This window comes from Duganella aquatilis, from assembly GCF_009674565.1.
Taxonomy (GTDB): Bacteria; Pseudomonadota; Gammaproteobacteria; order Burkholderiales; family Burkholderiaceae_D; genus Rugamonas; species Rugamonas aquatilis.
The window spans coordinates 284280-304556 of record NZ_WKJL01000003.1; the positions used below are offsets into that span (position 1 = coordinate 284280).

The window sequence follows — 20277 nt, forward strand, 5'->3', positions numbered from 1 at the left end:
TACTAGCAAATCCGCTGAGGTGGATCAAATCTGCTGTGGATAGGTCTAACACCTTATCAGCCCGCCATTGACCCACTCGCTCGACAGGAGGACGATTTCATGATGGAAGAGCGCATAACAATTCTGGAAGCGGCATCCGACAGCAACGCCTCAGCGCTTGCTGCGCTGGGGAACGAGATGAACGACCGATTCAACCGTATCGAAACCGAACTCGGCGAGCTGCGCCGGACCAAAGCCGAAAATGAGTCGACCCTGTATCGCCTGGAGAATCTGCAAGACGAGATGAACCGGCGCTTTGCCGAGGTCAAGGAAGACATCCAGCGCCGCTCCGTCGAATTACGCGAGCATATCGACCGTACTGCCGACGTCGCGCAACGCGAGGCAGAACACCACCGGCAGGACTTCCGCGCAGACATCGAGCAACGCCTCGCAAGCATGCGAAGCGAGATTGAACTGCGCTTCGACATGTTACGCAGTGCCGAAGAGCGAGATTTCAAAAAAGCCAGTGAAGAATTGGCGAGCAGCACGAGCCTCATCCGCGAGGATATGCTGCGCCGCTTCAGCGAAATGCGAGAAGACATAACCCGGCAATTCGCCGATATACGAGAAGAGTTGAACCGCCGACTGGCCGAACCGCGAGATGAGATCAATCGTCGGTTTGACCAGGTAAACGAGCGCTTTAAGCAAGTTGATCAACGCTTTGAACAAGTTGATCAACGTTTCGAACAAGTTGATCAGCGTTTCGAACAAGTCGACAGGCGCTTCGAAAGCGTGGAGTCTTCGATAGAACAGCTGCGCAAAGAGCTCCACACTTTCATCCGCTGGGGCCTCGGCATCCAGATCACCGTGCTGCTTTCGCTGGCAACGCTGGTGGCCAAGGCCTTCCTGGGTTAGTGGTGGTGATGCATATCGCCATCCCGCTTCACGTCCATCGCCTCTGACGGTTTGGCGGGCGGCGCGCCTGGTGCACGTGGTGCAGGAGGCAGTTCGCCGGTATATTCATGCGCCACGGTGCCTTTCGGATGCTTGTACCAGCCAGGATCCTTGTAGTCGTTCCGCGCCAGCCCTTCCCTCACCTTCAGCACCGTGAACATGCCACCCATGTCGATGCCGCCGAACGGACCTTCGCCCGTCATCATCGGCAACGTGTTCTCCGGCAGCGGCATCTGCATGCCGTCCATCGAACCACCCTTGTCGCCCATGACCATATAACCCGGCACCAGGTTGTTGATCTTCTCCGCCACGCCGCTGTGATCCACACCGATCATGGTCGGCACCGCATGCCCCATCGCGTTCATGGTGTGATGCGATTTGTGGCAGTGGAAGGACCAATCCCCCGGCTCGTCGGCGATGAACTCAATGGCCCGCATCTGGCCGACCGCGATATCGGTCGTCACCTCCGGCCAGCGCGCCGCCGGACGCACCCAGCCGCCATCGGTGCCGGTCACCTCGAACGTATGCCCGTGCAAATGCACCGGATGATTGGTCATGGTCAGGTTGCCGACGCGGATACGCACACGGTCATCCTTGCGCACCACCATCGGATCGATGCCCGGGAAGGCGCGGCTATTGAACGTCCACAGATTAAAGTCCGTCATCGTATTGATCTTGGGCGTATAGCTGCCCGGATCGATATCGTAGGCGTTCAGCAGAAAGACGAAATCGCGGTCCACCGCATGCTGCTTCGGATCGCGCGGATGCGTCACCCAGAAGCCCATCATCCCCATCGCCATCTGCGCCATCTCGTCCGCATGCGGGTGATACATGAAGGTGCCCGCATTCCTGGCGATGAACTCATACACAAACGTCTTCCCCGGCGCGATGCCAGGCTGCGTCAGCCCGGTTACGCCGTCCATGCCGTTCGGCAGACGCTGGCCGTGCCAGTGCACGCTGGTGTGCTCCGGCAGCTTGTTGGTGACGAAGATGCGCACCCGGTCGCCCTCCACCACCTCGATGGTCGGGCCGGGACTTTGGCCGTTGTAGCCCCACAGATTGGCCGTCATACCGGGCGCGATCTCGCGCACCACCGGCTCCGCCACCAGGTGGAACTCCTTGACGCCGTCCTTCATCCGCCACGGTAGTGTCCAGCCGTTCAGCGTCACCACCGGGTTATACGGGCGGCCGTTCGGCGGCGTCAATGGTCCCTGCGTGGCGGCCGACGACTGCACCGGCGCCTCGGGCAGCGACGCCACGGCGGCCTTGCTCACCATGCCGGCGCCGATCAGGGCCGCGCCAGTCAAAAAGGATCTGCGGTCGGTCATGGTTGGTCTCCTTTATTCTTGGTCAGATTGCCGCCCAGCGCGGCATCGAGGTTGGCTTGTGCGGTCCAGTAGTGCTTCAGCGCGCCGATATAGCCACTGACGGCGGCGGACTGCTCGCGCGCGTCGGCCAGCAGCTCAAAGACACTCATCAGCATGCCGTTGTAGCGCAACAGGGTCTGTTCCGAAATCTGCTTTCGCAGCGGCAGCACCTGATCGCGGTAGTGGCGCGCCAGATCGTAGGAAGCGCGATAGTCGGCGTAGCTCTCGCGCGCCTCGCTGCGCGCGTTCACCGCCGCTTGCGCCAGTTGGTTCACCGACTGCATATACGTCGCTTCCGCGCGTGCGACGCGGGCCGAACCCCAGTCGAACAGCGGAATCTCCAGCGTCAGCTCATAGCCGCGCGTGGCCGTCGGACCATCGGTATTGCGCACCGCGCCGAGGTCCAGCACATTGATGAAACGCGTGGTGCGCGTCAGGCCGAGCGTGGATGCGGTCTGCTCGGTATCCAGCCTGGCCGCCTGGATGTCCAGCCGCTCGTTGACGGCGATCTGCTCGACATCCGCCAGCTCGCGCGGCGCCGCCGGCAGGTCGGGCAGATGATCAGGCAGACGATAGGACGCCGCCTGTTCGCCGCTCAGCCCCAGCAAACGCGTCAGCTTTTCGCGCGCCGCCACGGCGGCTTTCTGCGCATGGGTGACATCGGCCACCGTCTGCGCGTGATAGGCCTGCTCGCGCGCCATGTCGAGCGAACTCCAGTTGCCCGCCTTGCGCATGCGTTCCGCCAGTTCGGCGCTGGCTTGCGCCGACGCCTGCACCTGTTTCGCATAGTCGGCGACCTGGCTTGCCGCCACCGCCTCCACCCACGCGCGGCGCGTATCGGCTGCGACCTTCAGCGCCTCATTCGACACCAGCAATTTGGTTTGTTCAAAGCGGCGGCCTTCGATGCGACTGGCCATCGGCGCCGTGATCAGGCCCACCAGATTGAAGGTCAGCGTGCGTTCGACGCCCACTTCGCCGCCGCCATGCGTACGCTTGAAGTCCAGCACCGGGTTCTGCAGGCGGCCCGCCTGCACCAGGTCCGCCTCGGCCACGCCCAGCGACCAGTATGTCGCCTGCAGCCCGCGGTTATTCAGCAGTGCGACCTGCACCGCATCGTCGGCAGCCAGCGGCTGCTCCAGTTTTTTGCCAATGACGGCGGCCAGCGCGCGCGCGTCGTCCTCATTGCGCGGCAAGCGCCCAGCCACGCTGGCGCTGGCGCCGGTGCGCTGTTCGCTGACGCCGGCAACGGCGCCAAAGCCGCCATCGCCGGACAGCGATGCACAGCCGCTCAGCAGCACCAGCAAACTGGCGCCACCGGCGAGTTTATACAGAGAAGTCATGTCCTCAACCTCAAAAAACGTTATGAAAACCCAGCTCGCGGACGGAGCTGTCGTGTGATCAGGCGAAGGAGCCTTGAGGGGGACGTTCAGGGTGGGCCAGGTCGACCGCAGGGAGGAAATCGGAATAGAAAGGAATCACGCGCGATGCCGTCGGCAGCGCCGGTGCAGCCAGTTCCAGCGCCAGCAATGGCGCGGCAGTCGCGCAGCATGCGGAGCCGCTGCACTTCATGGTGGTATGAGAGGACGAACCGTGTTCCTGCTTTGCCTGCGCCGCCATCATGGCTGCATGATCGTGTGGTCCGGATGGCATGGCCATGGCGGCATGTGCAGTCGCGGGCGCGACGCACAGCAGCATCTGCGCCGACGCATATCCCTGGTACGGGAGCGCCAGCAGCATCAGCCAAACGATGAAGGATCTGAGCAGGAGAGTCATGCGGCTATGTTATCACAAGCCGTTACTGCCTGCGCTTAGCGTCAGGTCATGCGCACCAGCGGATTGGCGATGATGTTGTCGATCTGGACGATCGCCTCGTCGCAGGCGGCGGTGATGGCATCTTCCTGACTGTCGCGCACAAACTGCATGGTGGCGCCTTCGAACACTTCCTCGCCGTCCGCGTTCACGCGTGCGAGGTCGCAGCTGGCCGTCCATTTGTGGTCGCTGGTCGGCAGCGCGGTCGGGATGATGTCCCATCCTTTGTAATGAAGCCTGTCCATGATTGCCTCCTTGTTAAGCACAAGGCTACCATGGGCAGGCAAAGCCCGGCGCACGCATGCACCGGGTGCCAGGCGCTTACTCCGGCTTGGCGACGCGACCGATGTTCTCATCCATATTGGCGAGGAACCAGCTCAGCGACGTCATCACCGCCACGTGGCGTTTCAGCTCCAGCGTGCTGACCTTGTCCAGCGTATCGGCCGGCGTATGGTGGTAGCTGAAGTAGAAGCTGGCGTCCACCAGCGGCTGGAACGACGGCACGCCGCCGCGCTCCAGCGGACCGATGTCGGCGCCGGCGGCGGCATCGTGGCGCTCGAACACGCCGGCGCCGATCGGCTCCAGCGCAGCCTTCAGCGGCGCGAAGTACTTCACCATCGATGGCGTCACGCTGCCGATGAAGCCGAACGGACGCCCGCCGCCTTCGTCGGATTCAATCGCGGCGAAATGTTTATCCAGCTTGTCCTTGTTGGCCTCGAAGTAGGCGCGGCCGCCACGGGTGCCGTTTTCCTCGTTCATCCAGGCGATGACGCGAATGGTGCGGCGTGGATGCAGGTCCAGTTTCTTCAGCGTGTCGATCACGCCCATGGCGCCGGCCACGCCGGTGCCGTCGTCGTGTGCGCCGGTGGCCAGGTCCCACGAATCCAGGTGGCCGGAGACGATTACCACTTCGTCGGCCTTGTCGGTGCCCGGCCAGTCGGCGATGACGTTGAAGCTGTCGGCGTCCGGCAAGGTTTGCGGCGTCAGGGTCAGGTGCATTTTCAGCGGACCGCGCGCCGACAAACGGCTCATCAGCATGGCGTCTTCCGCCGTCACCGCGGCGGCGGGAATGCGCGCGCCATCGACCAGGCCAGTGGCGCCGGTGTGGGCGATGCGGTAATTGGCGCCGCCGACCGAACGCACCAGGGCTGCCGCAGCGCCCAGTTCAGCCGCCAGCTTAGGACCCTGGGTGCGGATGCGCGAACCCTGGCCATAGGCTGGACCAGCCAGGCCGCGATCCGCCATCTCCTGGTCGAAGGCCACGTCGAACAGCACAATGCTGCCCTTGACCTGCGCGCCCTTGGCTTTCAGTTCATCGAAGCTGTGCACCACGATCACCGGCGCGGTCAGGCCGGCGGCTGGCGTCGCGCCGGAGCCGCCCAGGGCGGTCAGCACCACTTTTTGCGATACGCCGTTCGGACGGCCGGTGTAGTCGACCAGTTCCGCCTTCTCTTCGCCACGCACCCAGTGCGGCACCTTCACCGGCTGCAGCGTGACCTTGGCGCCCAGCTTGCGCATGGCCTCCGCCACCTGCTCCACCGCTGCGGCGGCGCCGGCGGAACCGGACAGGCGAGGGCCGACCAGGTCGGTCAGATCGGCCAGGCGCTCGTAGGCCCAGTCGCTTTTCATCGCACTGTCGCGGATCTGCGCCAGCGTGGCGGGATCGTTGGCGGGTGCGGCGCTGGCGCCGAGGCTCAACAGGCTGCTGGCCAGGACGGTCAGCGACAGGGAGTGTTTGAAGACGGATTTCATGCGGTTCCTGTATCAATAGAGGTTGGGTAGCAAGATCGTCTCAAACGATAACCCATCGTGACGATCTTGTCATCCATGTTGATTTGCTATCGCGCTTGCTCTACCATGTATATTCAACTGCTTGAAGAAAGCGTCTATGCTCAAGGGTCAAAGCTGCACCGTACGCCATCTGGTCACCGCAGATCTGAACACCTTCATCGCGCTGGTCAACGACCTGCCGTCGCGCGGCGATTATTTTTCCACGCACTTCAAGTCGCCGGAAACCATGCGCCGGGAGTTCATGCAGAACAGTTTCGTCACCGAGGACAGCGAACTGTTTGTTATCGAAGACGCGGCCCACCACATCATCGGCGTCATCACCCACTTCAAAAGCCGCACGCCGACCACGCGCGAAATCGGCTACCGCCTGTTCGACGAAAAACTGGTCGGACGCGGATATGTAACCGAGGCGTGCCGCCTGGTGATCGATTATCTGTTCAACGTCTACCAGTATCACCGGCTGGAATTGCTGACGGCGCCGGAGAACGTCGCGTCGGTGCGGATCGCGCAAAAATGCGGCTTCCAGGCCGAAGGCACGCTGCGCCAGTCCTTCTTTATCAACGGCCGTTACCAGGATGTGACGGTGTTTAGCTTGTTGCGCCCGGAGTGGGAAACACGGCGTCTATAAACGTATGACCAAATGTAACAAGCCATTACCAGCAAGGCCCCTTTGTAAGCATGTGTATAAGACGTGGTAATAATTCTCCCCTGATTTAAAGTGGAGTCACTGGCTAACGAATCATTTCGATCCGAGCCGCAGCAAGGGGAAATACCATGTTGAGCAAAAAAATGATGGGTGTAGCGTTACTGGCCACCGCAGCAATTTCGTCGTCGGCCTTCGCAAGCGACCGTGATTTCAACACGGTGGCCGGTGCTGTGGTCGGCGCCGCAATCGGTAACAGCGCCGGTGGCCGCGATGGCGCCATCGTCGGCGGCCTGGTTGGCGCGGCAGTGGGTAACAGTGTCCGCACCTCGGATGACCGCTACTATCGCGGCGGCCGTCGTGACTACGTCGAAACCCGCGTCTACACGCAGCCGGCGCCGGTCTACTACGAGCGTCCAGCCCCGGTGTACTATGCGCCGCCACCACGCTACTACGAACCGCCACCACGCGTGGTCTACGTTGAACCGGCCCGCCCGTACTACCGCGAATATCGCGGTGACCGCTGGGACCACCACCACGATCGCTGGGGACGTTAAGCCCTGACCTGAAAAGCCCCGATTCGTCGGGGCTTTTTTCCTTCCCCCCGCTAGCGTTCTGCAACGGGGGAATCATGACGACAGCAGACGCAATCATCGCTTTGGAACTGGGCCACTACCGGCTGCGCGAGCAGATCGGTGGATCGGCGTATGGGATCATCTGGCGCGCCAGCGGGCCGCAGGCCACGCGCGACGTCGCCATCAAGCTGATTAACCAGGAACAGATGGCGCGCGCCCTGCCCGCCCTGCGCGAGCGCTGGACCACCAGCGCCACCAACGAAATCGCCTTCCTGCAGTCGCTGGAGCCCTGGGATGAACGGCATATCGTGCGCCTGCTGGACAGCGGCTGGCACGAAGGTCTGCCGGTGCTGGCGCTGGAGCTGATGGGTTCCGACCTGGGCAAGCACATGGTCGCGCTCAAGGGACGCGGCGAGACCGTGCCGCTGGCGCAAACGCTGGGCTGGATCGCGCAGATCAACCAGGCGCTGGCCAAGGTGCACCAATACGGCTGGCGTTACCTGGACCTGAAACCGGCCAATGTGCTGCTCGATCCGCATCTGCATACCGTCAAACTGGCCGATTTCGGCACCAACCGCGAGTTGGGCCGCCTGCAGGCGCACTCCTATGCCGGCACCGCCAACTGGCAGGCGCCAGAACAATTCTTCCCCGCAGACGGCGGCGGTTACGCCACCGGCGCGCGCAGCGATTACTTCTCGCTCGGCGCGCTGCTGTACTTCCTGGTTACCGGCGGCACGCCGCTGCGCTTTTGCAGCGATTGCGGACAGGCGTACCGCGAACACCACGTCGCCGGCGCCGATCTCATTCGCGGACGAAACGGCGGCGACATTCCCGCCGCACTGCATGCGGCGGAAGAAGAACGCTTCGCTGCCGCCATCCCAACCACGCAGCGCGACGCGGCGCTCGATCTGCTGCGCACCCTGCTGCATATCGATCCGGCCAGGCGGCCGCGCCACGCCATCCAGATCAGCCGCATGCTGAATGCGATTCAAGGTGTGAAGCTGGCGCGCGGCGCCTTCGACGCCGTCGATCCGGTGTTGGGCATGCGCCGTCCGTCAGCCGCCAACGGCTGGCAAACCACGCGGGGGACATGGTGATGGCCGCCTCGACCCGCGCGGCGCCGCGTAACACGCCCCATCGCCTGGTGCTGCGCGCCACGCTCGGCCAACACGTGGCCGGCCTGCTGACCAGCGGCCTACAAGCACTTGCCCGCGCCGCCGCCCGCAACATCGGCATGGCGCTCACGCTGGCGCTGCTGGCGGGCCTGTGCGGCTTGCAGGCGCTGGCTTTGCTGCGCGCGCCGGCGGCCTGGCTGCCAGCCGCCATCACCGTCAATCTCGCGGCGGGCGACAGCATCACGCTCGGCCAGCGCGAACTGGCCGCGCCGCAGTCCGACCGCAACCACCTGTCGCTGCGCCATGACGCCAACGGCTGGGCGTTGCGTAATCTCAGCGCCGGCAAGCAGGTCGTCCTGCTGCGCGATGGCAGCGAGCAGCGCCTGGGCAGCATGGCCATGCAAGGCTTGCAGCGCTTTCAGATCGATGGCGCAGTGTTCAACGTCGGTGCGGCCGATGCGCACGAAGTGAGCTTCACCCGCGACGGCCACGCATGGCGCTACGACGGCGCCGTGCTGTATCGCGATGGCAGCCAGCAGGCCAACTGCCCGGAATCGCGGCTGGCCTCCAAGGCGCTGTCCGCGTGGAACCGCATCATGCCGCTGGCGCTGACGATTGCCCGCCCATTGAGCTTCGGCGGCAACCTGTATTGCGACAACCGCCTCGGACTGGCGCAGGTGACGCCCGGCGCCGCGCAAATCGCCCGTGTCAATGGCCGTTTGCAGCTTTCGGCCGGCAATCCGGATGGCGACCGCGCCGCCGTGCTGGTGACGGATCGCAGTGGCCAGGCCGACCTGCGCAAGCAGGAAGCCGCGCTGACTGGCGTGAACGCCATCATGGTCGGCCACACGCGCTTTCAATTGACCACTCAGGACGATCAACTGACCTTGCAGCCCAGCCGCCACGTCAAGCTGTTCAGCGATCCTGAACTGAAGCTGCCGGAGCAGGTCAGCTGGCAATGGCAGCAACGCACGCTGTGGAGCGGCGGCCATGCGGACGCCATCTGGATTGGCATGGCGCTGTGCCTTGCCTGCGTCGCCGTCAGCGCTGGCGCGCGCGGCCTGGCCCGTTCGCCATGGACGGCGCGGGTGGCCGACGGCGGCGGATTACTGGCGGCGGCCGGCATGCTGGCGGTCGGTCTGATCGCATTGATCGCGCAGCGGGCCGGCTATGCGCCAAGCGCCGCATGTTCGCTGCTGCTGGGCGCCAGCGCACTGCTGGTATGGCTTGCGCTGCCGGGCCGCCTGACGCTGGCGACCGCCGCCGGCGCCGTCCTGCTGGCGGCCGGGCTGCTGGCGCAGCTGGAACTCGGCCTCGGCGCGCCGGAATCGTCGTGGCTGCGCTACTACCAGAAGAGCGCCGCCATGCTGGCCATCGGCGCCGGTCTTGGCGGCTTGCTGCGCCTGTGGGCACAACACCAGGCCGCGCGTGGCGCGCATCTTCAACAACGCACCATCGAATGGCTGCTTGCACTATTTGCCGCCGTGGCGCTGGCCGCATTGGCCGCGCAAGTGCTGTGGGGCGATGAAACCGGCGTCTTCGACCTGCAACCGGTGGAACTGGCCAAGCTGGCGCTGACCGCCCTCACCGCTCACTGCCTGGCGCTGCGCTTCAACTGGCACAGCGGCCCGCAGCGGCTGGCCGACCACGGCGCGCGCTGGCTGCAACTGATCGCGCCCGCGCTGCTGTTCCTCGCCCTGCTCAGCCTCGCACTGGTGCAGGTGGACGATTTCTCGCCGCTGATTCTGCTGCTGGTCTGGAGCACCGGCATGGGCCTGGCCTACGCCGTCGCCGCCGGCAACCGCGTATTGGCGGCGCTGCTGCTGGCCGGTGCGCTGATGGCCGTCGCCGGCGTGGTTTACCTGCGCGTCTTCGGCACCGATGATTTGATCCGCTGGGGCTTCTACGCTGACCGCTTCCTGGTCTGGCTCAATCCCGCCGAGCACCCGCACACCGGCCAGCAACTGCTGCTGGGCGCCCGCGCCATCGGCGACGGCGGCTGGCTGGGCGCCGACCACTGGCTAGGCCTGCGCGCGCTGGGCCAGTCCGCCGGCGGCGTGGTGCAGATCCCCGCCGTGCAGGACGATTTTGCCGCCTCGTTCTTCCTCAACCGCCATGGACTGGTCGGCGGCCTGCTGCTGTGGGCCGTGCAGGCCGCGTTCCTGATCGGCATCGTGCTGACGGCGGTGCGCGCCTACCGCAGCGGCACGGCAGCCCGCAACTTCCGCCACGCCTGGGTGGGACGCTTCCGCTACTTCGCACTGTGCGGCGGCGGCGCCTTCGTGCTGGCGCACTTCCTGCTGTCGTGGGGGACCAATCTGGCGATCTTCCCCATCATGGGCCAGCCGATGAGTTTTCTGTCGGCCGGCGGCAGCCATCTGCTGTTTTTCCTTTGCCCCCTGCTTACGTTCTGTGCGATCAGCGCGCCATCTACAGAAGGAGTTTGAACCATGCCGACCTATGTCCAACACGCCGTCCTGGGACGCATTCCGGACGTATTCAACGCCGAGGCCATCTGGCAGACGCCGGGCCTGGCGCTGTTCTCGCGCCGCCCGCTGCTGCGCGACCTGCTGGAGCGCAGCCCGCGCGAACACAAGGGCCGCGCCGCCACCCGTTGCTTCTCGCACGTGACGCTGGTGCTGCCGCAGGAGGACGTCGATGACGACTATCACTTGACGCGCGGCGCGCGGGCACGCGATCTGGCCGAGACATTGACCGCGCTGCATCAGAAGGATTTCGGCGATCTGCTCGGCAGCGACCAGGTGCGCTACGACGTGGTCGGCGCCACTTCGCTGGCGCCCGGCGAGATCGAGGTCAAGTTCGGGCATGCCGTGTACCTGCCGGCGCCGGACGAAAAGATTCTGTACAACATCAGCGTGTCGCGCGACAGCGCGATCTGGCATCCGGTCTGCCCGCTGTATCCGAACCAGCGCCTGGCGCTGATCGGCGGCGAAGGCGCGGAAGCCAGCGCGGTCGCCCAGGGCTGGCCGTTCGGTCCCGATGCCGCGCTGCTGATCCTCAACGACGGCCCGGATGCGCCGCCGGTAGTGCAGATGCGTCCCAAGGATGCTTTCGATTGCCGCTACGATCCGCGCAGCGGCTACTACACCATCAAGTCGCTGCGCGAGCCGCAAGGCGGCCGGCTCTTGCTGAAAATCGCGCGCACGTCGGCGTTTCCCGTTCGTCCGCGCACCTTCACCGATCCCGCAGCCAGCGCTACGCCGGTCGCCGCCAGCAATCCGGCGGTATGGCAGAGCCGCTCAGGGCAAGCCAGCGTGGACCCGCGCGGCACGCCGAACTCGGTCGAAGCGGCGCGAGCACATGCCGGCCCAGCCGGGCTGCCGCGTCAGGCCGGCGCCGGGCCGATCGACCTGACCGCCGTGCCGGCCGCCGCCAGCCACAAGCCGGCCAACCGCGCCGGTGAAAGCGACGCCACCTACGCGCCGGTGTCGCAACAGCGCGTCAGCCTGGTGGCGCTGGCCTTGCCGCGCCTGAGCCGCTACCGCGACACCGGCGCGCAGGCGCTGGAACTTCCATTCGACCGCGCGCTGGCCTTGTCCACCGACGCGCAACCAGCCATCAGCCTGATGGTCGATGCCGCCGACGATTTGTACGCCTGCACCGCAGAGGGCCGCCAGCGCATCGAAGCCCCGGCCACCTTCGCACCGGTCGATGCACGCGCACTGCGCCTGCTGCCCGCCGCGCCCGAGATGGCGGACCGCTACCGCGCCATGGTCTGCCTCGCGCAGCCGGTGAGCGCCGGCGTCGCCAGCGGCGTGCGCTTCACCTTCGGCCGCAACTCGCCGATGCTGGCGTCGCTGCGTTTGCTCGACTCGCCGCGCTTCCTCAAGCGCGCCGACGGCGCAGGCACGGCCAGCGCCGACCGCATCGGCCTGTCGCGCACCGCGTTCAGCTTTGAAGCGGCCGCCAAGGGCTACACCATCGGCCGCCAGAGCGCCACGCAGGCGCTATACCACCTGGACGACAAGCTGCAATTCGTCGCCAGCATCGGCGACGCGCCCTACCTGCTGCCGCGCGGCCACCACCTGGTCGCCGGCCATTACGTGCTGCGCTTCGACGCTTGATCCATCATGGACGCCGCCAAACTCTATGCCGTCGCAGCCTTCGCCGCTGGCCTGATCATCACGCTGTTCCTGGCCGCCTACCTGACGCCGCGCACCTGGTGGCGCCGGCCGAACGCACGCGCGCTGTTCATCATGGTGGCCGGCGCCTGGGGCTTCGGCAGCCTGATTCTGTATGCCACGCACGGCCCGGTGACCGCCAGCGCCAGCGCGCTCGCCAACAGCATCGCGCCGGCAGCAGCCGCAGAAATAGCGCAGCCCACCGCATCCGGCCCGGCTGCCGGCCAGCCCTTCCACGTCCACCGCGACCTGAATCTGCGCGCCGCGCCTGGCGTACACGCCGCCCGCGTCGCCATCGTGCCAGCGGGCGCCGACGTCACCCCTACCGGCGCCCGCGATGGCGACTGGTGGCAGATCAAGGCCAGCGTCAATGGCCGCGACAACACCGGCTGGGTCAGCAGCCTGTGGCTGCGCCGGAGCGGCGAATGACGCACACGCCACCCACCGCCGCCGGCGTTTTTTCGGCTAAGCTGTGGCCTTTCGCATCCCGCGCCGCGGCGCCCGCACCGATGACACGCATCACCGACCAACTCAACTTCGGCCCCGGCCTGGACGTCGCCGCCCGCAGCAGCGCCAGCATCAGCAAACTGCAAACGCCGGAAAACCAGGACAACCTGCTGCTCATCGACGCCAACGGCCGCGCCGTGCTGCTGCGCGACCAGACGCCGCAAACCACGCAGCTACCCGACTGGCCGCAAGGCCACGTGCGCCTCGCGGTCCTGGACGGCATGGGCGGCCATGGTCACGGACGCCAGGCCGCCGAAGCCGTCGCCACCGGCCTGCTGCGCATTCCCGCCTGCGCCAGCCTGGAAGAACTGAGCACGCGCCTCGACCAGCTGCATCGCGACCTGCAAGCCCGCTTCGCCCGCCCGGACGACCATGACACCTTCCGCCGTCCCGGCACCACGCTCACGCTGCTGGAAATCCCGCCCGGCCGGGAGCCGATGCTGTACCACGCCGGCGATTCGCGCCTGTACGAAATCACGCCGCAAACCGTCAAGCCGCTGACGGCGGACCACGTCCCCGCCACCGCCTTCGCCATGCACGGCCTGCTGGACGAGCAGGAATGGTGGCAGCAAGTGCACGGCGAGCACCGCGCGCAGATCTCGCAGGCCTACATCCTCGGCAACGCCTTCGCCAATCCGCAAGTGCTGGACGACGGCCTGCTGCCGCTGGACGCGACCAACCTGCCGCCCTTCCTGCACCACCTGGCCGACCGCCGCGCCGTGACCGTGCGCGCTGACGCCACCTACCTGCTGGCCACCGACGGTTTCTGGTCCTGCGCCCATCCGCAGCCGTGGATCGAGCGCTGGCCGGCCCTGCTGGCGCAATCGGACGCCGGCCACGCGCTCGACGCCCTGTTCAGCGATTACGCCCACAATCCGCCGCCGCAACTCCACATCGACAACCTGAGCGCCATCGTGATCCGCTTTACCCCCCCCAAAACGACCGGCAATGTTGACGAAACAGCACTACCAACAGCACCAATTCCGTCGCATTTTTGATACCCGCACAGCCTGTATCAAAAATCGGTTCCAAAGTTTGCCAAACAGAGCGAAAACCGCATAAACTTGCGGGTATCCCATCGGTCGGTTTGTCATGAAAAAATGCAGTAATGCCCAGCACCCGCATTGCACCTTCTGGGTCATGCCTGGATCGCAAACTTGTGAAGGCGGCCACGCCCAAGTTGAAGCGTCCAGCTACGACCTGCTGACTGCCTTGCGCACCAACCGTGCCGCCTCGCCGGCCACGGTGCTGGATGCCGTCCCTGCATCCGCCGAAACGCACGAACCTCCAGCCAATTACGCCCGCCCCCATCAACGCGCCCAGGCGCTGCGTCCGCAACTGCACATCAGCGGCTTCGACCCGCGCGCTGCCGGCGGCCGCCAGACGCTGAAGATGGAACTGCGCGGCATGCCGGAAACCTGCGCGCCGCAACTGACGCTGCAATTGCAATCGGACCTGATTCCCAACGGCGCCTCGCGCCAGCAGTTCGTGCGCTCGGTCAGCGGCGAATGGCGACCGGTGTTCGCCGAGTTCTCCTCGCGCGGCAAGGAGCACGGCCAGTACCAGATCAGCATCGAACTGCTTAGCCAGCACACCGGCATGGCGGCGCGCAAATGGGTGTGCACCTTCGTCATCCTGGTGCCGCGCCTGGACGCGACGCTCACCGAAATCCACCGCATCTTCCTCAGCACCCACAAGAACGTGCGCGTGATGGCGGACGACGCCTCCATCGCCCGCGTCAGCGCGCAAGGCGGCGACAGCCTGGATATCGACGTCACCGCCCGCAACGCCGGCATCGCGCACCTGGACCTGAACGCGCCGGCCGGCAAGGTGGACCTGGGTTTCACCACCATCGCGTGGGACGAAGACCTGATCGAAATCGACATGCCGCAGGCGGCGGCCGTGCATCCGCACACCACGCGTTCGGCGTCGCTGGTCAACGCTGCGCCGGAAGCCGGCTCGCAGCGCCAGATCCGCCTGTTCGCGATGGAAGAATGCGTCATCGGCCGCTTCGAGCTGGTCGATCCGGAAGCGGACGTCATGCTGACCCACTACTCTGCGGACGGCCAGGACACCAACGGCCTGACGCGCCGCCTGTCGGGCCGCCACGCCATCATCCGCCGTTCCGGCCTGGGATTTGAAATTGAAGATGTCTCGCGCTACGGCATCCTGCTCGATGGCGTCTGGCCGGGCAAGCACAAGCCGACCGCGCTGCGACTCGGCATGCGCATTGAATTCAGCGCCAGCATCAAGGGCATCGTCACGCTGTCGGTATCGGCCATCATGCCGCATGGCGTGATCCTGCACCGCGTCGACCAGGGCGCCAACGCCGAATGCTTCTACCTGCTGGCGCCGGACACGCATCCCGGCTATCCGGTCAAGTCCTATCCCGCCGCGCCGCACGCGGCCGCGCTGCCGCTGCTGGTGCACCGCGACGGCGGCTTCTGGCACCTGGACCAGCTGACCGGCAAGGAAACCGCGCTGGCGCCGGCCGTCTCGCTGGATAAGCTGAGCCGCGTGCCGCGCCATACCCGCTTCGCCAGCGATCCGTATCCGGAACACTGGATCATCCGCACCGGCGCCGAGGATATGTACAGCACTGTGGCGGCGAACGCGCTGTCCACCGCCTGAGCCTTCGTCAGGCCGCCGGCTTCTTCGCCGGCAGGGGAATCCAGTCCGTCTCACCTGGCACCGGCGCGAAGCGCTGGGCTTCCCAGTCCTCCGCCGCCTGCGAGATGCGCTCCTTGCGCGACGAGACAAAATTCCAGTACATGAAGCGATGGCCGTCCAGCGGCTCGCCGCCGATCACCACAAAGCGCGCGGCCGAAGCGGCTTTCACGCGTTGCGGACCGGCGGTGTTCAGCAGCGCCATGGTGTGCAATTCCAGCGGCACGCCGTCGATGTGCAGTTCGCCGCTGATCGGATAGATGGCCGCTTCGGCCGGCAGGCTGTCCAGCACCAGTTCCTGCTCCGCCTGCAGTTCCACGTCCAGGTACAGCGTCTGGCTGTAGGTCACCACCGGCGAGGTCTGGCCGAAGGCCGAGCCGACCAGCACGCGCACCTTGGCGCCGTCCACGCTCAGTTCCGGAATCGCGTCGGACGGCGTATGGCAGAAGCCCGGCGCTTCCTCTTCATGCGCCACCGGCAGCGCGGCCCACAGCTGCAGGCCATGCGTGCGGTGCGGCTTGCCCACCAAATCCTTGGGCGTGCGCTCGGAGTGGACGATGCCGCTGCCGGCCGTCATCCAGTTGATGGCGCCCGGCTCGATGCGCTGCACGGTGCCCAGGCTGTCGCGGTGGTCCATCGCGCCTTCGAACAGGTAGGTCACGGTGGCCAGGCCGATATGCGGGTGCGGACGCACGTCGTGGTCGGCGTCCAGCGGCACGTCGAGCGGACCGAAATGGTCGAAGAAAATGAAGGGGCCGACCGCCTGCTTGACGGCCGATGGCAGGAAGCGGCGCACCAGCAGGCCGCCGCCCAGGTCTTTTTCGTGACCTTTCAGCAGATTCGTAACGCTCATGATGTCATCCCAGAACGGTGGTGATTTCCGTGGTCACGGAAGTCATCAGCTTGTGGATCGGGCATTTCTCCGCGACCGCCAGCAGTTCGGTGCGCTGCGCGTCGGTCAGCTCGCCGGTCAGGTGCAGCGTGGCGGTCAGCCGGTAGACGCCATGGCGTTCCTCGCTGTCGTCGCGCTCCATGGTCACCTCCACGTTTTCCAGCGGGATGTTCTTGCGCTTGGCGTACCACACCACGGTCAGGCCCTTGCAGGCACTCAGCGCAGCGTCGTACAGGTCATGCGGCGATGGTCCGGCGTCGCTGCCGCCTTCTTCCGCCGAGATGTCGGCGGAGATGATGTGGTTGCGCACATGGACGATATGGCGCATCGGCAGGGATTGGTCGCGCAGGGCTTTGATAGTCATTCGGCGTTCCTTGAAGGCGTTAAATCAGAACCGACAATGTACACCGAATGACGGAGTTGTGCTTCTACTAAAAGACCATCACGCCCCGACCAGCACCATCGAGAAATCGGCGCCGGACTGGCGCAATTTTTTGAGCCGCGCGTGGTCCGGATCGTCGTACCACGCGTGCGCCTGTTCGGCCGACGGGAACTCGATGACAACCATCGTCTGCGGCAGCGCCGGCGCGCTTTCCATCGCCTGCGGCGCCGATTTCGCCACCAGCTTGCCGCCGTGCTTGGCCACGAGCGCCGGCATGTGGGCACCATATTCCTGCTGCCACTCGGTGCTGCGCAAGGTAATGGATCCGATTGCATATGCTGCCATGGTGTTCTCCAGTGAGTAAGTGAACAGTCATTATGATCACAAGCTGATGGGCGATAAATGCGCTAGAATTTCAGTCACTCCTAATTAAAAGTTCCGAATATGAGCGACAAGCTGCGCAGCATGGAAGTATTCGCGGCCGCCGCCACAGCAGGCAGCTTTGCCGGCGCCGCGCAGGCGTTGGGCATGTCGGCGGTCATGGTCGGCAAGCACGTGCAGGCGTTGGAGCAGCAGCTTGGCGCGCGGCTGATCGAACGCAGCACGCGCCGCCAGACGCTGACTGAAATCGGCACGGCCTACCTGGAACGCTGCCGCGACGTGCTGGCCAGCGTGGCCGCGGCGGACCACGTGGCGGAGAACCTGCGCGCCGAACCGCAAGGCAGCTTGCGCATCTCCGCCCCCGCCACCTATGGCGAACATCGGCTGACGCCCATCATCGCCGAATACGCGGCGCGCTACCCGCGCGTGCGCATCGATCTGGTGTTGAGCAACCGCGTGGTGGACATGGCGGAGGAAAGCATCGACGTCGCCATTCGTTCCGGCGCGCTGACGGACACGGAGCTGATCGCGCGGCCTTTGCGTCCGGGCCGCATGCTGGTCGCCGCCAGTCCGGCCTATCTGGCGCGGCATGGCACGCCGCAGCATCCGCACGATCTGGCGGAGCACAACTGCCTGGTGTTCGCCGGCAGCCGGCCTTCGTGGCGCTTCCAGCGCGGCGACGAGCAAATCGACATGCCGCTGCGCGGCGCGCTGGTCAGCAATACCGGCGCATCGCTGGTGGTGGCCGCCGTCGCCGGCATGGGCATCGCCATGCAGGCCGATTTGCTGATGGAACCGGCGCTGGAAAGCGGCAAGCTGGTACGCCTGCTGGCCGATTGGGAGCTACCGACGCGCCCCATGCACATCCTGCGCCGCCCGGAAGCGCGGCCCAGCGCCAAGGTCCGCAGCTTTGTCGACTTTGCGCTGGAGCGCTTGGGCTAAACGCTGTCGCGCGTCACCAGCACGCGGTCGATGATGCCGTATTCGGCCGCCTCGCGGGACGACATGAAATTGTCGCGGTCCGAATCCTTTTCAAGGCGCTCCAGCGTTTGCCCCGTACGCTCGGCCATGATGGTGTTGAGGCGGTGGCGCTGGTACAGCACCTCGCGCGCCTGGATCTCGATGTCGGACGCCACGCCCTGCGAGCCGCCGTGCGGCTGGTGGATCATGATGCGGGCGTTGGGCAAGGCGTAGCGCTTGCCCCTGGCCCCCGCCGCCAGCAGGAAAGAACCCATGCTGGCGGCGAAACCCGTGCACAGCGTGGACACATCCGGCTGGATGAACTGCATCGTATCGTAGACCGCCATGCCGGCATACACCGAACCGCCCGGCGAGTTAATGTAGAGCGAGATATCCTTGTCCGGATTGTCCGACTCCAGGAACAGCAACTGCGCCACGATCAGGTTGGCCGACTGCTCGGTCACCTCGCCCACCAGGAAAATCACGCGTTCCTTCAGCAGGCGCGAGTAAATGTCGAAGGCGCGCTCGCCGCGCCCCGTTTGTTCGATAACGGTCGGCACCAGGCCCAGCGCCATGGGAGAATGTGAAGTCATGATCGTCCTTTTGCGGTAGAGTGGAATTACTGTCCGCTTGACGCGTGGAGACCGGCGCCGTGTGACGGCGAAAAAATATATCGTTGGCGTGTCACATCCGGACCGCGCCCAGCGTCAAGAGACAACCGCCCTACAACAGGAGATTTCCGATGCCCTGCCCTACCGACACCGATGGCGCCCTGTTTGAACGCCTGCGACCGCGCCTGAAAGCGATCAGCTGCCGCATTGTCGGCAGCGAGGCGGAAGCCGAAGACATCGTGCAGGATTGCTTTCTGAAATGGCGCGTCGCCGACCAGGCGGCGCTGACAACGCCGGCGGCATGGCTGACCACCGTCGTGCAGCACCAGTCGATCGACCGCCTGCGCAAGCGCGCGCGGGATGCCACGGCGGCGCACGCCGCCACGGAACTGACGCCGGAAACGCCGCCCACGCCGCCGGAAGACAAGCTGCTGCGCCGCGCGGAACTGGCCGACGCGCTGGCGCGCCTGTTCACCTGCCTGTCGCCGGCCGAGCGCCTGGCGCTGGTGCTGCATGAAGTGTTTGAATGCGAACACGCCGACATCGCGGCGGCGCTGGGCACCAAGCCCGCCAACGCGCGCCAGCACCTGGCCCGCGCGCGCCGCCGGCTGCGCGAACAGCAGTCCGAAGCGCCGGCCAGCGAAAAACTCAACCGCGAGCTGATACGCCGCTTTCAGGCCGCCATCAACGGCATCGACGTGCCGGCGATGGTGACGCTGCTCGGCGAAGAGCAGCCGATGTCGGTGCACACATCGCTGCGCACCGGCGCCTGCGCCAACGACGCGGTGTACGCCCTGGCCGCCTAGCATGAACAACGTCGATCCCGATTTGCTTGCAAGCTGGCTGACCGCCAGGTCGATTGCGCGCGGCCTGCCCGCGCCGGTGCCGGACCATGGCGGGCTGCGCGTGGACACCGGACTGCCCGACGAGTTATGCCGTCACGTGTTTGCCGGGCCGGACGCCGGCATCACCGAACTGGCGCGCAAAATCACCGACCCGCGCATCGTCATCAAAATGTGCGGGACGCGCGAACAGCTGCTGGTGCGCGTGACGCCGAGGTGGCACATGCAGGCGCCCGGCTACCTGATGACCAAGGAGCCGGGCCGCAATCCGGTGCCGTCGCTGCCGCCCGGCTACTGGATGCAGGTGGCGACCGAAGGCGCCGTCACCACCGCCCGCATCTACGCGGAAGACGACACGCTGGCCGCCAGCGGCTACGCGGTGGAATGTGAAGGCGTATTCGTGTTCGACCGCATCGCCACCGATGCGATGCACCAGCGCCAGGGCTTGGGCGCCGCGCTGATGGCGGCGCTGGGAACGGCGCAGCGCTCGCAGGCCGCGCAGCGCGTGCTGGTGGCCACCGAACAGGGTCGCTCGCTGTATGCCACGCTGGGCTGGCGCGTACTCTCGCCCTATTCGACGGTGGCGCTGACGCCAGCGAACGACTGAGGTCTCCGCCTAAAGTCGCAAGCGGCGCTGCCGAATCCCAGCTATGCCGCATG

Annotated in this window: 21 protein-coding genes; 12 read left to right on the forward strand and 9 right to left on the reverse strand. The window is 65.7% G+C overall.

Features of this window, described 5'->3' with window-relative positions; genetic code table 11:
• The first annotated feature begins 99 nt into the window (after nt 1-99).
• On the forward strand, nt 100-894 hold the full coding sequence (locus GJ698_RS07415; RefSeq protein ID WP_154356964.1) for a hypothetical protein: 795 nt from the start codon (nt 100-102) through the stop codon (nt 892-894).
• Here GJ698_RS07415 and GJ698_RS07420 read toward each other — a convergent pair.
• From GJ698_RS07420 to GJ698_RS07440, 5 genes are all read right to left on the reverse strand, one after another.
• Nucleotides 891-2261 (reverse strand): multicopper oxidase family protein, encoded by a 1371-nt coding sequence (locus GJ698_RS07420; RefSeq protein ID WP_154356965.1) that lies wholly within the window; start codon nt 2259-2261, stop codon nt 891-893. The two genes, GJ698_RS07415 and GJ698_RS07420, sit on opposite strands and share 4 nt — an antisense overlap.
• Nucleotides 2258-3640 carry a TolC family protein gene (locus tag GJ698_RS07425; protein ID WP_154356966.1) on the reverse strand — a complete coding sequence of 461 codons (1383 nt, stop codon included), beginning with the start codon at nt 3638-3640 and terminating at the stop codon, nt 2258-2260. The genes GJ698_RS07420 and GJ698_RS07425 overlap by 4 nt, the downstream gene beginning before the upstream one ends.
• Before the next feature lie 58 nt (nt 3641-3698).
• Nucleotides 3699-4073, reverse strand: coding sequence for a hypothetical protein (locus GJ698_RS07430; RefSeq protein ID WP_154356967.1), 375 nt, complete (start codon nt 4071-4073; stop codon nt 3699-3701).
• 41 nt (nt 4074-4114) lie between these two features.
• Nucleotides 4115-4354 carry a hypothetical protein gene (locus GJ698_RS07435; protein WP_154356968.1) on the reverse strand — a complete coding sequence of 80 codons (240 nt, stop codon included), beginning with the start codon at nt 4352-4354 and terminating at the stop codon, nt 4115-4117.
• 76 nt (nt 4355-4430) lie between these two features.
• The gene (locus GJ698_RS07440; RefSeq protein ID WP_154356969.1) at nt 4431-5861 is read right to left on the reverse strand and encodes a M20/M25/M40 family metallo-hydrolase; all 1431 of its coding nucleotides are present in this window, start codon (nt 5859-5861) and stop codon (nt 4431-4433) included.
• Nucleotides 5862-5997: 136 nt separating this feature from the next.
• On the opposite strand from GJ698_RS07440, the gene GJ698_RS07445 reads away from it, so the two are divergent.
• The 8 genes from GJ698_RS07445 to GJ698_RS07480 all read left to right on the forward strand — a co-directional run bounded on the left by GJ698_RS07445 (nt 5998) and on the right by GJ698_RS07480 (nt 15513).
• A complete protein-coding gene (locus tag GJ698_RS07445) occupies nt 5998-6528 on the forward strand; it encodes a GNAT family N-acetyltransferase (protein ID WP_154356970.1) in 531 nt (176 codons plus the stop codon).
• Between the two features lie 146 nt (nt 6529-6674).
• On the forward strand, nt 6675-7100 hold the full coding sequence (locus tag GJ698_RS07450) for a YMGG-like glycine zipper-containing protein (protein WP_154356971.1): 426 nt from the start codon (nt 6675-6677) through the stop codon (nt 7098-7100).
• Between the two features lie 74 nt (nt 7101-7174).
• Nucleotides 7175-8215 (forward strand): serine/threonine-protein kinase, encoded by a 1041-nt coding sequence (locus tag GJ698_RS07455; RefSeq protein ID WP_154356972.1) that lies wholly within the window; start codon nt 7175-7177, stop codon nt 8213-8215.
• Nucleotides 8215-10680 (forward strand): FtsW/RodA/SpoVE family cell cycle protein, encoded by a 2466-nt coding sequence (locus GJ698_RS07460; protein WP_229259874.1) that lies wholly within the window; start codon nt 8215-8217, stop codon nt 10678-10680. The genes GJ698_RS07455 and GJ698_RS07460 overlap by 1 nt, the downstream gene beginning before the upstream one ends.
• A gap of 3 nt (nt 10681-10683) precedes the next feature.
• Nucleotides 10684-12318, forward strand: coding sequence for a hypothetical protein (locus tag GJ698_RS07465; RefSeq protein WP_154356973.1), 1635 nt, complete (start codon nt 10684-10686; stop codon nt 12316-12318).
• 6 nt (nt 12319-12324) lie between these two features.
• On the forward strand, nt 12325-12804 hold the full coding sequence (locus GJ698_RS07470) for an SH3 domain-containing protein (protein ID WP_154356974.1): 480 nt from the start codon (nt 12325-12327) through the stop codon (nt 12802-12804).
• The gene (locus GJ698_RS07475) at nt 12801-13880 is read left to right on the forward strand and encodes a PP2C family protein-serine/threonine phosphatase (RefSeq protein ID WP_229259875.1); all 1080 of its coding nucleotides are present in this window, start codon (nt 12801-12803) and stop codon (nt 13878-13880) included. The genes GJ698_RS07470 and GJ698_RS07475 overlap by 4 nt, the downstream gene beginning before the upstream one ends.
• A 142-nt stretch (nt 13881-14022) precedes the next feature.
• Nucleotides 14023-15513 (forward strand): FHA domain-containing protein, encoded by a 1491-nt coding sequence (locus GJ698_RS07480; protein ID WP_154356975.1) that lies wholly within the window; start codon nt 14023-14025, stop codon nt 15511-15513.
• A gap of 7 nt (nt 15514-15520) precedes the next feature.
• Here GJ698_RS07480 and GJ698_RS07485 read toward each other — a convergent pair whose 3' ends face one another.
• The 3 genes from GJ698_RS07485 to GJ698_RS07495 form a co-directional block, all read right to left on the reverse strand.
• On the reverse strand, nt 15521-16402 hold the full coding sequence (locus tag GJ698_RS07485) for a pirin family protein (protein WP_154356976.1): 882 nt from the start codon (nt 16400-16402) through the stop codon (nt 15521-15523).
• Nucleotides 16403-16406: 4 nt separating this feature from the next.
• Nucleotides 16407-16805, reverse strand: a complete 399-nt coding sequence (locus GJ698_RS07490) for an OsmC family protein (RefSeq protein WP_154356977.1) — start codon at nt 16803-16805, stop codon at nt 16407-16409.
• A 78-nt stretch (nt 16806-16883) separates the two neighbouring features.
• A complete protein-coding gene (locus tag GJ698_RS07495) occupies nt 16884-17168 on the reverse strand; it encodes a DUF1330 domain-containing protein (RefSeq protein ID WP_154356978.1) in 285 nt (94 codons plus the stop codon).
• A gap of 99 nt (nt 17169-17267) precedes the next feature.
• Here GJ698_RS07495 and GJ698_RS07500 point away from each other — a divergent pair, with 99 nt between their 5' ends.
• Nucleotides 17268-18146 carry a LysR substrate-binding domain-containing protein gene (locus GJ698_RS07500; protein ID WP_154356979.1) on the forward strand — a complete coding sequence of 293 codons (879 nt, stop codon included), beginning with the start codon at nt 17268-17270 and terminating at the stop codon, nt 18144-18146.
• On the opposite strand, the gene clpP is transcribed toward GJ698_RS07500, so the two are convergent.
• Complete coding sequence (gene clpP, locus GJ698_RS07505; RefSeq protein ID WP_154356980.1) at nt 18143-18757, reverse strand: ATP-dependent Clp endopeptidase proteolytic subunit ClpP; 615 nt, start codon at nt 18755-18757, stop codon at nt 18143-18145. The two genes, GJ698_RS07500 and clpP, sit on opposite strands and share 4 nt — an antisense overlap.
• Nucleotides 18758-18906: 149 nt before the next feature.
• Between clpP and GJ698_RS07510 the strand changes: the two genes are divergently transcribed.
• Nucleotides 18907-19581: a sigma-70 family RNA polymerase sigma factor gene (locus GJ698_RS07510; protein ID WP_154356981.1), complete on the forward strand. Its 675-nt coding sequence runs from the start codon at nt 18907-18909 to the stop codon at nt 19579-19581.
• Nucleotide 19582: 1 nt separating this feature from the next.
• The gene (locus tag GJ698_RS07515) at nt 19583-20224 is read left to right on the forward strand and encodes a GNAT family N-acetyltransferase (protein ID WP_154356982.1); all 642 of its coding nucleotides are present in this window, start codon (nt 19583-19585) and stop codon (nt 20222-20224) included.
• The last annotated feature ends 53 nt before the right edge of the window (nt 20225-20277 follow it).